At 40.8% G+C, this 20,211-nt stretch carries 13 protein-coding genes; all 13 read right to left on the bottom strand.

All coding sequences use genetic code 11. The annotated features are described in order from the left end of the window. Window positions 1-202: 202 nt before the first annotated feature. Entirely contained in the window at window positions 203-880 is a 678-nt protein-coding gene (locus NFR47_RS04665; protein ID WP_251214423.1) for an STM2766 family helicase-associated protein, read from the bottom strand. After that, a complete protein-coding gene (locus tag NFR47_RS04660) occupies window positions 877-2,868 on the bottom strand; it encodes an STM2767 family DEAD/DEAH box helicase (protein WP_251214422.1) in 1,992 nt (663 codons plus the stop codon). Before NFR47_RS04660 ends, NFR47_RS04665 begins: the two co-directional genes overlap by 4 nt. 597 nt (window positions 2,869-3,465) lie before the next feature. Then, window positions 3,466-3,789 (bottom strand): hypothetical protein, encoded by a 324-nt coding sequence (locus tag NFR47_RS04655; RefSeq protein ID WP_251214421.1) that lies wholly within the window; start codon window positions 3,787-3,789, stop codon window positions 3,466-3,468. Window positions 3,790-3,819: 30 nt separating this feature from the next. After that, window positions 3,820-6,468, bottom strand: coding sequence for a restriction endonuclease (locus NFR47_RS04650; RefSeq protein WP_251214420.1), 2,649 nt, complete (start codon window positions 6,466-6,468; stop codon window positions 3,820-3,822). A gap of 1 nt (window position 6,469) precedes the next feature. After that, entirely contained in the window at window positions 6,470-7,270 is an 801-nt protein-coding gene (locus NFR47_RS04645) for a hypothetical protein (RefSeq protein ID WP_251214419.1), read from the bottom strand. Window positions 7,271-7,273: 3 nt separating this feature from the next. Then, window positions 7,274-8,413: an AAA family ATPase gene (locus tag NFR47_RS04640; protein WP_251214418.1), complete on the bottom strand. Its 1,140-nt coding sequence runs from the start codon at window positions 8,411-8,413 to the stop codon at window positions 7,274-7,276. Beyond that, entirely contained in the window at window positions 8,406-9,575 is a 1,170-nt protein-coding gene (locus tag NFR47_RS04635) for a DUF262 domain-containing protein (protein ID WP_251214417.1), read from the bottom strand. The genes NFR47_RS04640 and NFR47_RS04635 overlap by 8 nt, the downstream gene beginning before the upstream one ends. 3 nt (window positions 9,576-9,578) lie before the next feature. After that, window positions 9,579-11,579 carry a site-specific DNA-methyltransferase gene (locus NFR47_RS04630; RefSeq protein WP_251214416.1) on the bottom strand — a complete coding sequence of 667 codons (2,001 nt, stop codon included), beginning with the start codon at window positions 11,577-11,579 and terminating at the stop codon, window positions 9,579-9,581. A 544-nt stretch (window positions 11,580-12,123) separates the two neighbouring features. Continuing rightward, on the bottom strand, window positions 12,124-16,746 hold the full coding sequence (gene avs4 / locus NFR47_RS04625; RefSeq protein WP_251214415.1) for an AVAST type 4 anti-phage nuclease Avs4: 4,623 nt from the start codon (window positions 16,744-16,746) through the stop codon (window positions 12,124-12,126). 76 nt (window positions 16,747-16,822) lie between these two features. Then, window positions 16,823-17,155, bottom strand: a complete 333-nt coding sequence (locus NFR47_RS04620; RefSeq protein WP_251214414.1) for a helix-turn-helix domain-containing protein — start codon at window positions 17,153-17,155, stop codon at window positions 16,823-16,825. A 2-nt stretch (window positions 17,156-17,157) separates the two neighbouring features. After that, window positions 17,158-17,301 (bottom strand): helix-turn-helix domain-containing protein, encoded by a 144-nt coding sequence (locus NFR47_RS04615; protein ID WP_420838555.1) that lies wholly within the window; start codon window positions 17,299-17,301, stop codon window positions 17,158-17,160. 431 nt (window positions 17,302-17,732) lie between these two features. Continuing rightward, window positions 17,733-18,281: a hypothetical protein gene (locus tag NFR47_RS04610; RefSeq protein WP_251214413.1), complete on the bottom strand. Its 549-nt coding sequence runs from the start codon at window positions 18,279-18,281 to the stop codon at window positions 17,733-17,735. A gap of 1,028 nt (window positions 18,282-19,309) precedes the next feature. After that, entirely contained in the window at window positions 19,310-20,044 is a 735-nt protein-coding gene (locus NFR47_RS04605) for a hypothetical protein (RefSeq protein ID WP_251214412.1), read from the bottom strand. Window positions 20,045-20,211 lie beyond the last annotated feature (167 nt).

The following is a 20,211-nucleotide window of genomic DNA, read 5'->3' as shown; positions in this document are numbered from 1 at the left end:
GGGGACAACATATAGTTGTCCCCGTGCTTTGGAGCGGAAAACGATGCCTCATCCGCATTTTTAAGTCAGCGTATATCAATGAATTGCAAAAAACCTTTCCGTCATACCAGGCTTTGGCTATGCACGGAGTGTATCAATCTGCCAGCCATTGTCTTGGCTTTTCAACACAAAGCAAACATATTTAATTTACGATATAAATATGTTATATCGTTTTTAGATATTTACAATTCGTTTTTACATTAATGCAATCAATGAAACACTCATTATCCATAGGAGATTCCAATCCAAATTTACAAGCTACATTGGATGTATAAAAAATATCTATATGATGCAGAGGATGAGTATGAGGGTTCCCTTGTGCCAAGGCATTCCTATAGCTTTTTTCATCAATATCATACCGCACGTATCCATCCTCCATTAACAATAAATATCTCGTAAACACCCAAAAGTTCTTGTTAAAATCGTCTTCCATACGATCAATCGGGTCTGCAAAATCTAAAGAACAATTACTATAAAAAGATTCACTTTTAAGGACAGAAATAAAATGTGAAATCAGTTGATGGTCCACACTAATTTCAACCCCATCTTTTTGAAATTCAAATCTTAATTCATTATTTTCTTGATTAATAACTGCAAAAGGGAAGACTATAGAATAAGCTTTATTATCGCTGCAAATAAACAGTCTACTCATTTTATCTATTAATAAAACTATTTTTTCAGCTCGTCCTTTTGCTTGTTTTGCATCCATAGGAGCTTTAATTAACATATACCGAGTCGCTTCCATCAAAAGCTCCAATATCTCTTTTTTTGATTTAATCAGATGGTGAGGAAATAAAACATCTCGGGTATAAGGCTCTAATTCAAATTCGTATTTTTTCATTTAATATAAAATTCTTTTACCCGGTTTATAAATTCAATGGTTTTATCCCTATCAAACTTATCGATCTCCGTAGTATTCAAAGCCTCTTCTAGACGTTTACGGCCTTTCGTAATATTCAGCTCTTTGAAAATATTGTTCAAGAATTCCTTATAGGATATGCTCTCATCCTTCCTCACAGTGACCAACTTAGCATGGATTTGAGTCTTTTCTTCTTGTGTCGGCTCTATTGCTTTGATATATTTTTTCTCATTTATCAGCTTCAGGCCTTCTTCTTGTACAGCCAGCCCCGCACTCTCTGTTACCAACAAATATGATTGGATGAATGAGCGAGTTAGCATGGTATATAGAATATTACGATACCTATACGTATTTTGCAACCTATCAGTAATACAAATTACAAACGGAAATTCAAGCCCTTTTACATTGTTCGGATTAGTAATATAAATAGAATCTCTTTGCGAATTCTTTGATTCATACCCTCGATTAACTTTCCAGCCTATTTCTTTATGGATTTTGTCAACCAACAAGTCGATATATTCATAAATACTTTTCTTATCGTCTAATATGATGATTGCAATATCATGTGCTTCGACTGTAGCATGTTGGGATTGGATATTACGAATAACTTCGACCACATTACTTACTTTTGCCGAATTTTGTATTATCATGCTTGGAAAATCGTCAACCTCAACATCTTCAAATCGCCGAACCGGACTTCTTGTTAGACGAACCTCTCGTCCGTCCAATCTTTCTACATTATACCCAATCGTAGTCCAATAAGCATCGTCAAACCAATTTAATTTCTTCTCTTCAAAAAGCCCCATACCGATTGCATGGGCAAACATCAATGTACGGGGATCCGTTCGATAACATCGGTTCAAAACAATATCGACATTCAATACTGATTTATCTACGCTCTCGTATATGTCTTGAAATATATCTCCCGCTACATAAACTTTGTGCTTGGCAACCTTTTCACAAAGGGCAAAGAACACATCGGGAAAATCTTGTCGTTCATCTACTAAAATGTAATCGAATGCGTATTCGAAATCTTTCTCTTGGATCTTATCTATATATTCTAAAGCCTTGGAAAAAATAATATTGTAACTAGTATACGAATTCCATCTTAAAAAGGGTATTCCATAAAAATCGCATAGATAGCTATATAATCCCGAATTTTTATCTTTGCCACTTCCCCATGCACGATTAACCCACAGCCGAGAATTCCATTCGATCTGCTTCTCAACTTTCATGAAATTAAAAAAATGCGGAATCCTTTCTTGCAGCGAATTAGATAATGCTATATTATGACAGGTGAAAAATATTTTACTATTTTCATCTGCAATATACAACTCTTTCAATTTATGTAACAAGAGCTCCGTTTTTCCAGTCCCCGACAAGCCTTGAATTGAAACCGTTTTCTTGGGGAACTTTTTATAAATAAAACGAGTTTGATCTCCATCGAATAAAATTATATTTTTCTTTACTCTCTCAAGAAGTGTTTCGGGAATTTCAATGCCGACTTTTTCAATATCATTAATGCTCCCTATCAATAAAGAAATAAGCAATTCACCAATACGATAATAAGATTTATCCAAGCGATGTTTTTGAAGAAGAGATTCAATATCAACGCCATCATTAAAGCAATCTCTGGCTATGATATTTTTCTTCCATTCACGAGGTCTGCCAATCCGATTTTTATATTCAAATTTATCAGAAATAGAATTTAAATCCTCGATAAAATCTTCACAATATTCTGCGAAAAATTCTTCGTCGGCCTTATCTAAGTTAAGAAAGATAATCTTATGTTTTGGCGATAAAACAACTATTGCCTTTTTCTCATATTCATATGAATATTTTTCACCAAGAGGCGAAGTTATTAGGTAAATCTGCTGATTGGGATTTTTTTCTGAAAAAGATGCGAATTTCTTAATAATCTCTTTGTTAAGATCATTTTCTGTTATATGGTTATAAAACAAAGTGCCCATCAACTCTTTAATTTATTATATAATTACATTATATAAACCAACTATTCCTTATCGAATCTCTCCTAAATTTATTTTCGAGACAATATTAAATAGTTCTTTTGTAAATATCGCAGCATTGCTTATCCATATCAGTAATATTTATTCGCTTTTTGCAAATATAATAATTTTATCGATATAGAAAAAGGACCAATCTTCCGCTCATCCTTTTCTACTACTTATATATTCTGGCTGAATTATAGTAATCCCTCTCGTGTGAAAGTGCTATTTCTCAAACGTTATTCTCCCACTATAACTCATTCACATTTAGAAGATTTTGCAGCACCCGTTTTAAGATATGAAAGCTGCATAATCCCATCGCCCATCTGCCGGGTTTCCCTATCCAACAGAACCGCAGACAATAGCAACAAAGCACAGACAGTCAACCGTAAACTGAATCACGCCTGCATTCCAATCGAACGTCACGCCGAACGGGTAAAGCTAGCCTACATTGGCATAGGCGAGAAGTACGAAAGGTTGCTGAAAACATTCAACGACTATGTAAGATGCGGGAGGTGTTTGTCTTCTCTATAGTCGGATTCTAAAGAGATTCTTCTATAATCAAACATTAATTTTTCGTGATAAAAATTCCGTGACACGAGATGTGATTTTATCTTCAAACACTTTCCGCACACAATCATTCAGAGCTTTATCGCATTCGTTTATTTCATATTGACATATCTGTGCCACTCTTTGGGCTTCAGCAGTATAAAATCCTTTTATTAACTGCTCAGCAACCAAATAATTCAAAATAGTATAATATTGACTTCTGAATGCCATTATGTTCGCGACAGTCATTGCCGTACTGGCTTTTGAAACAGAATCGTTCCAATAGTGCACCCGTTCATCCCGTAAAGCCAATACTTTAGCCGTCATTTCTGCCATATCCTTATATTGAAAGCTCATTGTCCCTATTTATAATTCGTTTACACTACCAACTATTTTGTATTCCAAATCCTCAAACTGCCTGAAGTGCGCCTTACCGCAGAGTATCTTCTGTTTCTCACTCGGATGCAATTTATCCAAATCCACCTCATGCGTTCCCGTATTTTTTGTTTCTGCAACGAAATATATCCGCTTATCGTCTTCGAATACGACCGCCCAATCGGGGTTGTAACTGCCAATCGGAGTGGGTATCTTGAACCAACTCGGTAATTTGAAATAAAAATTGATTTGCTCGTCGTTCGTTTCGCAGTCCTTGGCGAACTGCCACTCCACATTGGAATCCAGAGGCACAAACTCCTCATAAATCGTCTTGTTTGGCTTGCCTACTTGAAATGTATAATCGTTTTGATATATCTCCAGCTCCTGCTCTTCAAACAAACGCATCTCATACTCCGAACCTCCAATCTTGTGATACTCGATGCCGTCTATCATCATATTCTGAAGTACACGCTGTATTTTGTCGACCACCATGTCCATAAACAATTGCGGGTTGACAGTCAAATCATCGAGACGGCCGGAACGTGTCAGAATTCGCATAATAGTCGATCTCGTCAACTCTGTACGACCCTGTATATACTTCCAAACATCCGGTATCAAGTAATCCGATGTTATGGGAGCTTGTTTATTACCCGTATATTCAACATCTACACCTTTATCGTGCAATACGAGCGCTGTTTTTATTGATCGTATCGTCGGCGCAGTTATCTCCGGCATATTTTCCACCTCTCTCCCAGCCTGCTCGACAAGTGCATCCGTATCATAATTAACCCGATAGGATGTCTTGGTCTTTAACTTCTCCCATATTTCGAGAAATCGGGGGTCCGCTTCGAAACCCTTGCGGTATTTCACAGACACTCTGTCAGACTTGGGCTTGATTCGTCCACTGAAATCAACACCGCAATCCTCTTTCAACTCGTTCTGCAACGCTTTTGCAAAATCGACATACGACTCATTAGCGATGACTGTAAGACGATTAACATTGCGCTCATAGCAACGAATACCGTTCTGATCGACAGCCAAGCGAAGTCCACGACCTATTTCCTGCCGTTTTTTCATCTCCGACCTGGTTTCGTTCAGCGTACAAATCTGGAAAACATTCGGATTATCCCAGCCTTCCCGTAACGCCGTATGCGAAAAGATGAAACGAAGCGGATTCGCCATATCCAACAACGCTTCTTTGTCCTTCATGATCAAATTGTAGGTGTTGTCATCGGCCTGCGTCTCACCGGATGTATCCTTCAAATGCCCCTTTTTATCTTGAGAAAAATATCCGTTATGTATCTTCTCTATCGGAAATTTATTCAGCTCACAATAAACCGGCATTGCCATTAATTCGTTGTATATCTCTTCAAACCACACAGCGAACTTCCCTTTTACTGAATTGCCTTGCCCGTCATAAGACCGATAATTCGCCACCCGATCAATGAAGAAAAGCGACAATACCTTGATACCAAGTTTATTAAACTTTTGTTCTTTACGCAAATGCTCTTCGATTGTCCGCCGAATTTGGAACTTAAGAATCGCTTCGTTAAAATCATGGCGCCGCTCGCCCTGCGACAAAGAGAGACTATTGCTAAACGTAAGACAACCGTTTGCTGCATCTATTTCTTCTACGATGTAACCGTTCCTATAAAGTTCCCGCTCATTGGAAAGTTTGTACAAATCATCTCCGGGATGAACAATAACCGTCTTTTTTTTGACACCATCTTTTCCGTTTACATCAATCGTAACCTTTGCCGTTATTCGTGTTTTCACAGCCATAATGGACTCCAACGTAACAGACGCCCCGTTCATCGCATTTTCCTCCAAGACCGAATCGACCTCTATCTGCTTCACCAGCCCGAGGTCATAAGCCTTTACAGGATTTAGGTTATAAACCAGATTGTACCTATTACGATGTGTCGCCGAATAACGCAGCGTGCAAAGCGGATTCAGATTGGTTATCGCCGCAATGCGTTTTTCGGATTCCATATTTTGCGGCTCGTCGACCACGACAATCGGACGGACAGACTGAATGAACTTGATTGGCTCTTGACCGTTGAGTTTATCATTCGGTTTATTGATTACATTCTCATCCTTGGCAAAAGAATCGATGTTGATAACCAATACTTCGATGTTATTTCCAGTGGCAAAACTCCTTAACTGCGAAATCTTATTCCGATCGTAGACATAATAACGAATCGGGACATTGTCGTACAGCGTTTGAAAATGCTCATGCGTAATCTGCAAATTCTTCAATACGCCCTCGCGAATGGGCACGGACGGCACTACAATTACAAATTTTTTGAATCCGTATTTTCGGTTCAGTTCGTAAATCGTGCGCAAATAAACATATGTTTTACCGGTCCCGGTTTCCATTTCGATGGAAAAATGCATCCCATCCAAAGATTCGGAAACGGCAATATCATTCCGCTTCTGTACTTTTTGCAGATTGACCAACATCTGCATTTCATCCAAAACCAACCTATTGCCGACTCCCCCTATCAAATCGAGCGTACCAATCTCGTTCAGATCATATTGATAATCCGACTCGCCATACGTTTGTCCTTCAAATAGATCGGCCACTGCACGTATGGCCTCCTGCTGATAGTTTAAATTAGGTTCAAAGGTCAGTCTCATATCAATTCAGCAAGCCTGAAATCCGTTTTGTTTTATCGCATTTTCGAGTATCTACCCTACCGGTCATATCAGCTTCACCGACATGATTTCCATGCACATCGAACACCTCATAATGTTCATGATTTTCTCTATGGAAATAATCATAATACCAAAAACTCCCATCACTAAGGTTCTTGTATATTCGTTGCTTCGATGCCCCATAAATCATATTTGTCGGCGAAAACTGCAACGTATTGCGAAGCGAGAAACCGCGGTTTTGTTCAATGTGCCGTATCCATCCTACGCAATCCGACATTGTTTCAGCCACCGGAACAATCGATAATTCCGGCTGCGGTGCATGTAAAGCGTCGATTACAACCGGTATCACATTCCGTCCGAACGGATTCCGCTTCGTCAATAGAAAAACAGCGCAAATTTCGCTTCTATGAATTTTCTCAGCTGAAGCCTTTATGATATCCGAACTTAAAGCCGCCTGACAAGTATGAATATTCCATACATGATATTGATGATCCACTCTGTAGGGGCAAGTCACACGTATGTCCTGAGACTTAGAAGAAATCAGAATGCGTATTTGATGGATGACTTTGTCCAACAGATATCCGGCCAATAATATTTGGGCCTGCCGTATAAAGGTCTGAATATTATCACTATCATACAAGAAACAATAATCCGTACCATATAATTGCTGCTTGATGATTTTTATCGATCGAGAGATATTTCTATATTGTTCGATATCTTCCCCTAAATCGACTATTTCATCGGAGGTTTCCGGAAACAGAAGAAAAATATTCAACGATGCCATAAATCAGAATCCCAGCAAATAATTTAGGTCTTTTTCCGTCTGGTCAAAAAAACCGGATGGCTGTTTGTCGATTTTTCCATCACCTACAATATTGATCGTGTCGATGCAAGACGTCTGTGTTTCTTCGTTTTTATGGAAATAAAACAGTTTCACCAGCTGCTTGTCAATCCCTTTTTTATTATTTTCTTCAAACTGTTTAGTCGCCACCAACACTCCGTTGATGATGTGGTCGCTGTGGGTTTCTATAATGACTTGCACGCCCTGTTGTGCCGCTATGGCGATTAATTGCACCAATTCAGACTGTCCCTGAGGATGCAAATGAGCTTCCGGATTTTCGATGATAACAAGGTCGCCAGGCTCGGCCGTCAACATGGCAACAATAATAGGCAGAGCGTAGCTTAATCCAAATCCCACATTAGTTGCATTATACTCTTTCGAAGGAATAATATCGTTCGGTTTATTGTAAGAATACTTAAGGACGAACGCCTTCCCTTCCATCTGAGGGCGGACATTTACCTTATCGCTTATAACGCCTTCCCACGCTGAAACCTGGTCCAAAAGTCCTGCTGAAGCAGTATTCGGATGTCTAAGTGTCTCTTTGACCTGATATTTTTTTTCTACTCCGTAATGATAGAGATAATGAACGACCAAGTCGCATTCGCCTTTTTTTTGGGAAATCTGCCGTTTGTTTTCCACGGCATTCGTATTAAGCGGATACGACTCTCTCGGACTCCAACGCGACGCGCTGATATAATGGAAATTGCCCGGCAAAAAATCGACCGGCTGAATGTCGGAATGGTCTGAAATAGGTATAAAATCTTTTTGCAAACTTCTATTGGCTGCGGCATATTTCCACCAATAGTTTCCCCCTTTTTTATCTGTTATAATAGAAAATCCGAGGTGTTCTTCGTCGGCATACTGACAAAAGGCATCTTCAATAAGCCCTATATCATACAGATCGCCATTGAGTTCGAGCCCCTTGTCGAGTTGACCGGTTTGTTGATTCTGCCGCAATAACAACAAACTTTGGATGACCGAAGACTTTCCGCTACTATTTATACCGGTCAAGATATTCAAATTCCCGAACTCCAATGTCGAGTTTTTATGAATCTTGAAATTTTGGATATTCAAACTTTTAATCATTGCTCAATGTTTCATTGATAATTCGAATTGTTTCCGCATAGCGCCGTATGACACTATCTCGCTGCCCGGTACCCGAAGATATCGAATAGCGAAAGGCATCGTCTCGATTCAGTTCTATGAATTTTTCTCTGAAACGTTTACCTCGTTTTATAAGAAGGTCTCGTTCTTCCAAAGACAATTTACCCAACAAAACGCTTAAAACTTCAAACAATGCCTTATTTAGTGGTTTGCGGCGATCTTCAATATCAGTACGTTTCCGAAAAGCATCATTACCGAATATCTTATATGCAGCAACCATGGCATCTTCGAAACCTTGTTTCATTTTACCTCTTTGTTCCTGCGTAATATTCTTTATTTGCGACATGCCTTTTGTCAGGAAACTGTCCAAATCGGGTTGGTACGATTTGTAATCTTGAAGATAAAATGAAACAAAGCGTGTGACGAAATCACGATCTTCCATCCGCTCTGGCGAAATGATGTAACATGTCGCTTGCTTAAACGAAGGCATCACTGCTAATTCTGCCACAAAATCCGCCGCAATACCTTGGTTCATAGCATGCCTTATTTCTTGTGCCGTCAATACAAGTCCGCCAGTGTTAATACGCTTGAATATATTGAATTTAACCTCTTCCGGAGTTCCTTTTTCTACAATATATGTTGTTATTGGAGTTTGTTGAATCCGCCTTTGAAGTTCGCGAGGGAGTTCATCGTACTTCATACCGTTGAATCGGGTCAAAAACTCCAGATTCTCCAACGCCAAATCTTTCTTTACAATGAAGTGATTGAATGCACTGCATCGCTGTAGCCCGTCTATAACCTGCCAAACCGACCGCCGATTCTCTATGTTGTCCTCATTCTCTATAACTTCATCGAAGTAGAATGCAGGCAAAGGCAGCCGCAGCAAAACCGATTCAATCAATCGACTTTGTTTGGTTCCATCCCATAAATCGCTCTTACGTTGAAAAGAGGTATTAAAATTAACTTCGTTATATTCAATTTTATCGATCAGTTCACCCAGCGTAAACGGATCTCTTCTAATTCGGATTAAATTGGGATCAAACGGAACAGAAATGGGAGCATTACCTTGTATTTCCTCCTCTATGCGATCTGCGTCTTCTCTATCCTCTTTCTCAAAAGCCGCAACAATTTCGTCGTAATTCATATTCTATATTGTTTTAAATTCCACGCCTCCATCACGCATCTGCAGAACGGTATTCGTTTTCAGCTGGTCGTTGCCTTCAAACAGACGGTCCAGCGCAATGACCTTTTGCGGATGTTCGGACAGAACGGCATCGACAGTTTCTTGAATCGCAGATTCCAACATTAGAATCAATTCACCGCCATTGACGGTATAATACCCGGCCTTATGTTCTATCGTACTATTCAAATCCCGGCCATTCTTCAACAACAACTCATAAACCATATTATCTACAGTCGCATTTTCTGCTAATGGATCGAGAAAGTCAAAAAGCTGCTGCTTCCACTCCTCTTTATTCGAGCCCTTTATTTCTCGCCATTGCTTGAAATTGCTGTCGGCAATTTTGAAGACTTTGAATCCGAAGTCGGGCTTATTTACGTGCATCTCATTCTCGAAAGCCAACTGTCCGGTTTGCTCCGCCTCCATATCCGCTTGAATCTTTACTCCTGCTCGGCGAATACGTTCTTTGGATATTTCAGCAATCGTTCTATAACCTGCGTTATAGGCCTCGCTTTTTTCACTGCATAATTCGGGCAATTGGACGCAGATATATTTGCGATTACCACCATCTTCTTTGTTCAACTGCATTACAGCATGAGCGGTCGTTCCGCTACCAGCAAAAAAATCGAGGATTATATCTTCCGCCGACGGATAAGAAGTCACAAGACTTATAAACGTCTTAATAATATCTTCATCTTTCGGATAGTCAAAATATTTACCATTCAATAAACTCTCAATCCGCTTGGATGCCCCTCGCCCATCTTTATAGAACACGCTGGGATATACCTCATATTCCGTTTCCTTCAAATAGCGCTTCAAACACGGTACTGTAGTTTCGTCTTTCCCAAAAACAATACGATGATTAGCTAATAAGTCCGGTAATTTGCTCTCAGCAAAACGCCACCCGCCCGTAGGCACTTTACAAGGTTTATTAGTAATGGGATGAATAATATCGAACCTTCCTCCAAGACCCGTTCCTTGGGATATATTATCAGGGTGATATATCCCAAGGAACGGGTCTACTCGTCTATAATGGTTGTGCGCTTTTGCAGGATTGTCGTCTGACAATCCTGCAAAAAATTTTTTCAGCCCATGCTCTATCTTCTCACAATCATCCCCATGTTGCAATTTTAGAGATTCATAAGCTTGATAAATTTGCTCCAAACCCTGTTTCCGTACTTGCCAATTTCTATTGGAGTGTATTCTGTCAAATGCAATATTCTCAATCTTATTCTTACAATAAATCAAGCAGTATTCGTGGTTCACAGCCACTTGTGCGGCCATCGATTTCCGCCCCTGCTCCCATATCACCTGTGCCACAAAATTCTCTTCTCCAAAGATCTCATTCATCAGCAAACGAAGGTTGTGCACCTCATTATCGTCAATCGAAACGAAGATTGCCCCATCTTCACGCAACAAACTTTTGGCAAGGTACAACCGAGGCATCATCATGCTGAGCCAGTTACTATGATACTGACCATTCTCCTTGCTATTTTTACGGAATATCCCATCCCTATTCATATATCCTTCTTCATCCTTATCTCCAACGCGACGCATATATTCCTCTTTGGTCTCAGCGAATTTATCGGGATAGATAAACGAATCGTTGCCAGTATTATAGGGAGGATCAATATAAATCATTTTAATTTTGCCGAAATAACTTTTCTGAAGCACTTTCAGCACCTCCATATTCTCACCCTCGATGAATATATTCTGCGTATTGTCAAAATCAACGGACTCTTCCCGACAAGGCACAAGAGTTGCCGAAGAGGGTTGCTGCATTGCCCGAAAGGCATCGCTTTTCCCCGCCCAGTTCAGCACATAACGTTCATTGGAGAAATTTATGTTCTCGCCCAACGTCGCTTTCAGTTTCTCCCAGTCGATTTTTCCCTCATCGAAAACTTCAGGCATAAGCGACTGTAGAACTTCAATCCGCTCTTCTTGTGGTGTTATAGAATATCCTATCATCTATCCGTATTTATAAATTCAATATACCTAACAAAGGTAATCATTAAATCGATTCTAAAAACGTTCTCCAATATTATTTGGGGGAATAAATGACAATCCACACTCTTGTCTTTGTATTTTTCTTGTTACAAATTTAGGCAAAATTGGCAACAAGAAATAAGGCATAATAAATTATTGCAAAATACAATGCAGAATATTGGTTAACAAATCGTTAACAATCCAAAACGACGTTTGACTGCAATTCGCTGACCGACAAAAGAAAAGAGGGTCGATTGCTCGATCCTCTTGTTTTGGAGCGGAAAACGATGCCGCATCCGCATTTTGAAGTCGCTGTATATCAATCGTATTACAAAAGAACGCTTCCGTTGTACCATGCTTTGGTCATGCGTGAAAAACGTCAGATTGCTTGCCGTTGTATCGGCTTTTCAATACAATGCAAATATATGAATAGATTCTAAAAGAACAATGCAAATGATCTCTTTCATATATTCAAGAACAGCAACACTTATAGCAAAAAAGTAAGATTATAACAAATACCTTCTTATTATAAGATACTCTCTCTTAGTAAATATCCATGCACCGAACCTCGTTCTAACATAAATGTCAAAATCGGAATCAATTTCTTTTTTAACTCCACATTGCGTTTAATGGATATCTTATTATCGCCAATATACCGTCGAAATATTCTCTCTAAATAGAGAATTGTCGATTGTTCTCTATATCCTAAATTCAACATAGAATAGCCCTCGATAATTAAGAGTATCAAATCCATCAGTTTGTCAATCGGAATAATTCCTGTATCAGCAACTTTCGAAATAGAATATAGGACAATGGGATTGTCCCTTAAATCTTTCGCAATATTTCCGTACAACCACAAATTGTCTTTAAGATCATACCATTGTCTAACATTCTGGTATTCTCCTGCCAAAAGATACTCCTCAATTATTTTATCTTTATATCTCCCTTCTTTGATTGATAGTATGGGAGTATATAACATGTGCCAAATATTCCAAAACCGGGAACGATCTTGAATTTCTGTCGCAGCAGTAACAAATTCGGAAATAAACATTTCTCCGTCTCTGGAATCTGTCAGATTCTCAATAAATGGATGGAACAGATTTTCTATTGGGACATCTTCATTTGTCAAAATATAATCTGCGCATCGCTTATAAATAGATGGATTAGCAGGATCAAAGCGATCATCCTCGTTAATCAATAACCGAGATGCAATCTGCATAATTTTCTCGGCGATAACTTGAAAAACAGGCTGCGCAGAGTGCCCCGACATTAAACTCAACAATACCTCTAAATCGTGCAAATGTAGAGCGCAAACAATTTTCACATCAAGATTATTTATGTCTGCATCTATATCTGGAAGTTCACGATCAATACGTTGTAATATTGCAAATCGGCTTCTGTTTCTTCTGTAATTTTTCCGATCATATTTGTAATACAACACTTTTGTTTTAATAAATTGGCATACAAGACGAAGCATATCATCCGGATATGTTTGCCATAATCTATTGATTGCCGCTACAGCATACTCATATAACATCATATTGCCATACGATTGTTGATTATATAATGCAAATAGCAGCAATTTTATGTAATGATCTAGCTCTTGTGGATATAGACCTATTAAGCTCGGAATCGCTTGTACGCAACTGGGCCAGCCATCGCCCGTTTGGAAATGGTATCCATCCTCAAATGACTTACCAATAAATGATTCGATAATTTGTTTGCAATATTTCCGATCATCGTCATTCAAGTCTTTCGCATAAAATCGTATAAGAATAGAACATACGATATTGGGAGTCCAAACTTCATTTGGGGCAATAGATAACCCATTATTCACATCTTCAATCATTCTTTTAGCATCCTCCAATGCTTTGAGCGGATTTTGGTCATATTGAGGATAGGTATTTGCTTTGGCATCTCCTTCCGCTTTCCAACTTGCCCAAAAGAACAGATCTGAATAGCGCCAAAACTCTTCTTGCATTTTTTCTGCTTGCTGGGTAACTGCGCGGAGTTCCGGCGTTAACGTCGGATTAAAACGAATTAGCGATCCTTTCGGTGTTTGTTCGAATTCAAGGTTGAAATTCCGTCTGTCAATTCGGGCTAATAATATTTCTCGTTGCTGCTTTTCTGTTTTCTGCAATGATGAGACTTTACTCTTGTGGTAGTCTATTATGGAATAGATTGTGTCCAAAAATTTTTGCTCCTCATGCCCGGTAAAGCCACATATATTCACGAATTGGTATTTGGTGAATAACCACTCCAAATTCTCTTTTCGGAACCCGTGCTCACAAGTTTCCAATCGCTCCCGCGTATAAAGCGGATTCGAATAAAATGATATTCCGCATAAACTTTTAACTTCGGTTTCACGCATACTACGCATCAAATCCGGATGGAAAAATTCGATCGTCTTGAATAAGATTAAAGCGACTTTCCAAAATTTATCTGGATGAGCCAATACGACGCTGCATACCACCGACGATAAAGATGCAGAACGAGTGTATTGTAAAATTGATATTAAACTTTGTTCTAATACGTGATCTTCCATTTGCCCCACTTGCTCCAGTAAAAACTTTTCCAGAGCCATATGCATGGATTGAATCAAATACGGAACAACCGGAGAGCCGATTCCTCGATGAGTGCACCAGATCGCATGACTTAAATATTGTGTTACTTTTTTCGTATCAGAGATATGTACTTCGACCGAGATCACATCTTCTCGGCCGTATTTGGATTTCCGATAACTATCAATGGATTTATTGACGAAACGAATAATAAAATCCAAAGTCTTTTGGAAGTCGATATAGAGCAAACTATATATCGGTGTACAATATGCACTCGCACCGGCGAAATCGAGTTGTATGCCACATTCATCCAACGCATATTCATCATCCAACTCCATGTGCAAAGAACAATCATCGTCTTCATGTCTGATCTTGACTTTTCTCCAATACAACTCAGCCAGTGCAAGAACTTCGTTCGGCAGGTCTTCGAATATATAGGCAGCAAAGAACGAATTTTTCAATATGTGGGAACACAACTTATAATATGGATCACCATGTCTGTGCCACCTATTATTCAACACTTTGTCAAAAATGTTTTTAAGATCCGATTTAATTTCATGTGCAGCATGACAGATTATACGCAAGCAAGCAGTTTCAATTTCACTGGAAATATAATACTTGTCCAGTAGTTCTCGTTTCTTGAATACGGATAATGCGATTAAACCGGCTTGACGGGTTGCCTTGCCTGAATGACGATATTCCGTCCAATCTTCAATAATTTTGATAAAACTGGCAATGGGAATATTCTCTCCCTGACACTCGTAAATAAGATCAATGGCTGCATCCCAGCCCTTCCCGATCGGCTTAAATAACGGATGTTCATTCCCTTTATACGATAATCCTTCAGCTACATATTTACACGAAATTTGCAATAGAAATACAATTCTATTCAGCAGTTTAGCGTTATCTGTTAAGAGTATTTCTTTATGTTCTTTAAAAAATACCTCTGCATATTCGGAACGCAGCATAGAGACAAGAATTTCATCCCGCCAAAATGAGTCCAGTTCCGGCTTGAAAACAAAATCGACCAGATTATTTATATCCAATCTATTTTCATCTATTTTGTCTGACAGCCAAGACCGAAATGCTCGCCTCATCAACAACGAAGAGCCGATTTTCGAGAAAAATTGAGGGATGGATTCCCTATGTACCCATTCTAATTCAAGAATATGGTTCAATCCCCATTCTTCGTATATATCATGGGTAATGAACAGGCCTTTATCTTCTTCAACAGCAATAACCTCATCGCATTTTAAGGCATAAGCCGCTTCATCGGTATAGCCATCTGGTCTTAAATAAAATCGGCCGCTGTTTACACGCTCCCAAATTATTTCAGAGAAACACTTTTCACGCTGCGTATTCAAACCGTTTTTACGAACGCGGCCGGCAATTTTTTCAATCCAAGCTCTCTTAATAAATGACGTATATGTTTCATCGAGATTATCCGCATCGTATAGTTGAAGATATAAATCCAAATAAAAGAGATTTTTAAGTCTATCTTTGAACCGGACGTTACGGGGGAGATGAAAATGATTCTGCAATGCACATTCATTCAACTCTTGTTCGCTAATATTGTTTAATGAAATGAATTTACATTCAAGATGATATGTATATTGAAGATCGCTTCTAAGGTCTTCGACATATACGCTGCGCACCGTAAATACAATAGACCACCCCGCTTCGGTTAGTTTTTGCAGCAGTAATTTGATATGATCGTCATCTTCAATATCCTGCAACCTTTCGGCAGAATCGATTATGAACACTTTCTTTTCATCCCGCGAATACGCCTCGATAAACTGCGACAAATCATAATTCGATGTATGCTTGAAAATATCTGATATGCCGGCAACATTTAATTCTTGAGCTTTTCGGACACAAATCGGAAACTTCTTGCTATATCGATTATAAAAATCTTTAATCACAGCTGTTTTTCCAGCACCTCCTTCACCATGGATAACAAGATGTTCGTGCTTATTTATCGTGTCGAATATCGTTTTTACAAATGTATGTCGGTCGAACTTAATAACTTGACCGCCATATGCAATCCGGTCGCAAATCGAAGCAAGAAGACTGTCGCTATGGCTTTGTTCATCTTTTACCAAAGTCTCCATATTGGGGCCGATCTCGAAAAACATTTCTCGAATCCATGTTATTTTGGCTGCTTGATCCAAGATCATTGGGCCGACTACCCATTCTATTTCCATGGATCGACTTTGGGCGTATTCATTGAGCTTTTTCTCTTTTTCGGTAATCGAATTTCCTTTGGGTGGATTACCGAACATCATATTCGTATATAAATAAAGTTTTGTTTGTCGCGGATTGACCTCATGCGCCGCATCAATAGATTTCCTGATTTGGGCCTCATTAATCGTATGTTCAAAATATTTTGCTTGAAAACCGATTACATCTCCATTTTTCGTAATCGTGTTTGTTTCGTTCCCCGCATGATTTATGCGCTGGAATATACCGGTAGATATTCCAAATTGTTCGCAAAATAACGCTCTGGCAAGATTTTCCAAAGCATCTTGTTTATTCGCCCCGTGTTTATAGTTGAAAGTATCCCAAGACGGGAAGAAAATGGCCGACATAATCAACGTAAATTAAGTTTCATACAAAGATACAAAAGATAGTAAAAGATAAGCGGGCAATGCCCGCTTATCTTTTTCATTTCAGCTCTTTACAGCCTGCCGGTTTGTAGTAATTCTTCTCCAGCACCTCGTTGATTTTGGATTCGGGATAAAGGAGCGTTCCGCCGATTGCGGTATAGGGTACGATTCCCTTGTCCCGATAGTTCTGCAAAGTGCGGCGGGAGATGTGGAAATGGGTCATCACCTGCTCGGTGGTCAGATAGCGTTCGCCCAGTAAGGAGGGCTCGACCTCGGCGATCAGTTTGTCCGCCGTCTGCGCTGCGAATCGCATGGCTTCGAGCAGCTCTTTGTATCCAGCCGTATCGCGCGTAAGGGCGCTGCGGTTCTCGATCATCGTTTTCTCGTCCATAGTTATCCGCAGTTGGTCGTCAAGTTCTTGTCGAGTAACGCCCGCACGTCTTCGGGCTTGTAATAACATTTGTTGCCGATTGTCGAGTACGGCAGTTTCCCGCTGGTACGCAAGTATTGCAATGTCCGTTTGGAGATGTGCAACAAACGACAAACTTCAATGTTGTCTATTCAACCGCTCTCGGCCGCAGGGTTGAAATGACGGTCGAGCCGTCGCATCGTGTCGGTCAGTCGGCGTGCGTGGGCTTGCAGATTCGTCCATGCGCGCTCTTCGATTAAAAGGTAATTCATTGTCGTAGGTTTTCAGTTAATAAATTCGATTTCGGTAGTCTCCGACTAATTTCACGTATCTCGAATCCGATTCGCTCCGCGTTTCATACTCTATTGAATTGGGACTTCGGGTGCAAGGTAAGTCGAATTCAGTACCGTTCTACCGCAAAGGTCCGCCGTGGCAGCTTGTGGCGTCGGAATGGCACCGTTCGGCGTTGAGCTGCACGAAAAACGCGGGACAGATTATTGTCCCGCGCGGTAATTTATCGGCTTCGACGATAAGTGGATAAATAGATTTCAAGGGATTTTTAGCGGTAAATAGATTTCAGTTGTCGGTCGAAGTCGAACAACTCGAACCGTTCGGGCGGTTGTCCCGATGCGCGGGCAAGGGCAATCCGGTCGAGTTGCCGGCAAAAGAGACGGTAGAGCACATGCACACTGTCGGCATCGCAGCATTCCGGGTCGGCCCAGAAGTTCGCATGAATGGCCAGCGCATAGGCGAATACTTTAAGTCGTATGTTTTTGTCGTCCAGTCGGAATATGGCAGCCACGTCGTCCAAACTGGAAATATGAGCATAACGCTCCTGCCCGGATTGCGACATCCAGCTGCGCAGAAACACCTGCGGCAGTTTCTCAGCACGTATCCGAAAGGCATTCGCCCTTAGATAGGCCAAACTTGCGTTGAGGACTTTTTCGATGTCCGTTGTGTCCGCGGTAAACTTCGGAAGAAACGCTATCGGAACCGGGACGCCAAGTTTTTTGACATGCGTCAGAAACGGATCGGTCTTGTGGATTCCTCGGTTGTTGTATAGAATCAAGTCGCAGTGCGCGATAAACAGATTGTAGAGTTGTTCCATATAGTTGCCTATGGTTTTTTCGGGAACAACAATATAATAGTTGGACGCAGCGATTATCCGGTTTCGGTGCACGACCGTCGAGCCTGTTCCGGGGTTTTGATAGCTCCGCATGTGTGCAGTCGCAATGACCGAGATAATTTCTATTCCCGGGTATGTTTTGCGGGCTGCAAGGATGCGCGTTGCAAGGCGTGTTTCGCCCTCGGTTGTCGGCGACACCAAAACCCGCAGACGTGCGTTACGTGCGGAGTATGGTCAAGTGCGTTATCAATGAAATCCGAGTTGTGGCGATAATCTCTGAAGCCGCCCAGGAAACCGATGGTATAGGGAGCCTCAGTCATGGGCATACGGATAGGGCCCGAGCAAACAATGCGGGGAACTTCGCGGTATAGCAGTCTCGGGGGACGGAGAATGCCGACCTTATTTGAGGAAGTGTTCGGAGGGCGCCGGACGTCATAACTTGCTGAAATGAGCGTTGGTGATTGCGCCCTGACAAAAATAAAAGGGGGCGCGGTGTCAGCCCCTATTCGTAGGTCTTGGGAACCCTAATCTGGAAGCTGTCCTGCGCCCTTGCGTGTTCCGCCCACAAAGGGGCAGAACATAACAAGGACTGACAACATTTATACCCAGATTAAACAACCTCTTTCGAGGGTCCCAAGTTTACGAATAGGTATAAAGAGTTGTTTACCCTTTATAGTTATGTCCGTCGGCCTATGCCGTGTCGTCGATTGTCCGTTTCATAATCCGCAGGTTTCTTTTAAGCGGCTCTTGCCGCCTCCGTCGGAAACAATTGCAGACTATTTGCAGAACATTAGACAAATGTACTTGTTTTTATGGGTTTTGCAAAACGCATTGTCGGAAAATTTCATAATTTTGTCATTATGAAACGAAGCACCCGATTTTTACTGCCACACAAACGACAGTACGTATTCTGAATCGAAAGAAAAATGAGTGCGGTTGTCAAGAAAAGTGTGACGCAATTCACCTGAAGAATTCAGATTTCCGCACTCGATTTTTTACTTACATTCTCATCATTTGCTTCCGCAAGGCTTCTCGAACTCGTCGAGCATCAGAAGGAAAAATTCGCTTGTTTTAACCAGAATATCAGTCTGCACTTCATCATAAGCCTCGACATCGAACAAGTCGAAGCAGACCATGTTTTCAAGCCCCATCCCTTGAAAGATTCGGATATATTGCAGTAGGGCATGGAACTGATGAAACCGTTTATATAATACGGAACGAAATCCCGCGTCAGTACTGACTGGTTCACCTGCTTTGCCTTCGTTCAAAATATCCGGTTGGCGAAACCGCTGGTAGTATACGTAGGTGAAAAGATACAACGGCAGTTGCAGCAAGACGCCCTTTTCTTTCGACTTGTAAAGATTTCGGTATCGTTCGATTTCTTGATTGGTACGTCCGGTGGGCATGACCCAGAAGTCTAAAAAACGTATGGGCAGTTCATTGGACATGACCCGATAGTCGTGGCTTTTGACGAAATGCTTGGATTCGTCGAGCAGTCGGTTAAAGAGCTGCGGATCGACCTCGGGCAGCGGATGGGGAAGGGTAAAATCGAAATACATGACAGAGTGGGTTAGGCGGTCATTCGGAATGGGTAGTTGGAAATTGCGCCCGAGAGAAAATAAAAAAGGGGGCGCGGTGTCAGCCCCTTTAAGCAGGTCTTGGGAACCTATAATCTGGAAGCTGTCCTGCGCCCTTGCCGTCCTGCTCGCAAAAAACAAGCAGGACATAACAAGGACAGACAACATTTATACCCAGATTAAACAACCTCTTTCGAGGGTCCCAAGTTCGCTTAAAGGTATAAAGAGTTGTTTACCCTTTATGTCGTTATGTCCGTCGGCCTATGCCGTGTCGTCGATTGTCCGTTTCATAATCCGCAGGTTTCTTTTAAGCGGCCCCTGCCGCCTCCGTCGGA

This window comes from Alistipes muris (assembly GCF_943193205.1).
Lineage (GTDB): Bacteria > Bacteroidota > Bacteroidia > Bacteroidales > Rikenellaceae > Alistipes > Alistipes muris.
This window is presented reverse-complemented; position numbering and strand designations above follow the sequence as displayed.

Bases quoted from the DNA above. Each gene is read 5' to 3' on its own strand.
- NFR47_RS04665 (WP_251214423.1), bottom strand. From the start codon at position 880: ATGAAAAAATACGAATTTGAATTAGAGCCTTATACCCGAGATGTTTTA.
- NFR47_RS04660 (WP_251214422.1), bottom strand. From the start codon at position 2,868: ATGGGCACTTTGTTTTATAACCATATAACAGAAAATGATCTTAACAAA.
- NFR47_RS04655 (WP_251214421.1), bottom strand. From the start codon at position 3,789: ATGGCAGAAATGACGGCTAAAGTATTGGCTTTACGGGATGAACGGGTG.
- NFR47_RS04650 (WP_251214420.1), bottom strand. From the start codon at position 6,468: ATGAGACTGACCTTTGAACCTAATTTAAACTATCAGCAGGAGGCCATA.
- NFR47_RS04645 (WP_251214419.1), bottom strand. From the start codon at position 7,270: ATGGCATCGTTGAATATTTTTCTTCTGTTTCCGGAAACCTCCGATGAA.
- NFR47_RS04640 (WP_251214418.1), bottom strand. From the start codon at position 8,413: ATGATTAAAAGTTTGAATATCCAAAATTTCAAGATTCATAAAAACTCG.
- NFR47_RS04635 (WP_251214417.1), bottom strand. From the start codon at position 9,575: ATGAATTACGACGAAATTGTTGCGGCTTTTGAGAAAGAGGATAGAGAA.
- NFR47_RS04630 (WP_251214416.1), bottom strand. From the start codon at position 11,579: ATGATAGGATATTCTATAACACCACAAGAAGAGCGGATTGAAGTTCTA.
- avs4 (WP_251214415.1), bottom strand. From the start codon at position 16,746: ATGTCGGCCATTTTCTTCCCGTCTTGGGATACTTTCAACTATAAACAC.
- NFR47_RS04620 (WP_251214414.1), bottom strand. From the start codon at position 17,155: ATGGACGAGAAAACGATGATCGAGAACCGCAGCGCCCTTACGCGCGAT.
- NFR47_RS04610 (WP_251214413.1), bottom strand. From the start codon at position 18,281: ATGGAACAACTCTACAATCTGTTTATCGCGCACTGCGACTTGATTCTA.
- NFR47_RS04605 (WP_251214412.1), bottom strand. From the start codon at position 20,044: ATGTTGTCTGTCCTTGTTATGTCCTGCTTGTTTTTTGCGAGCAGGACG.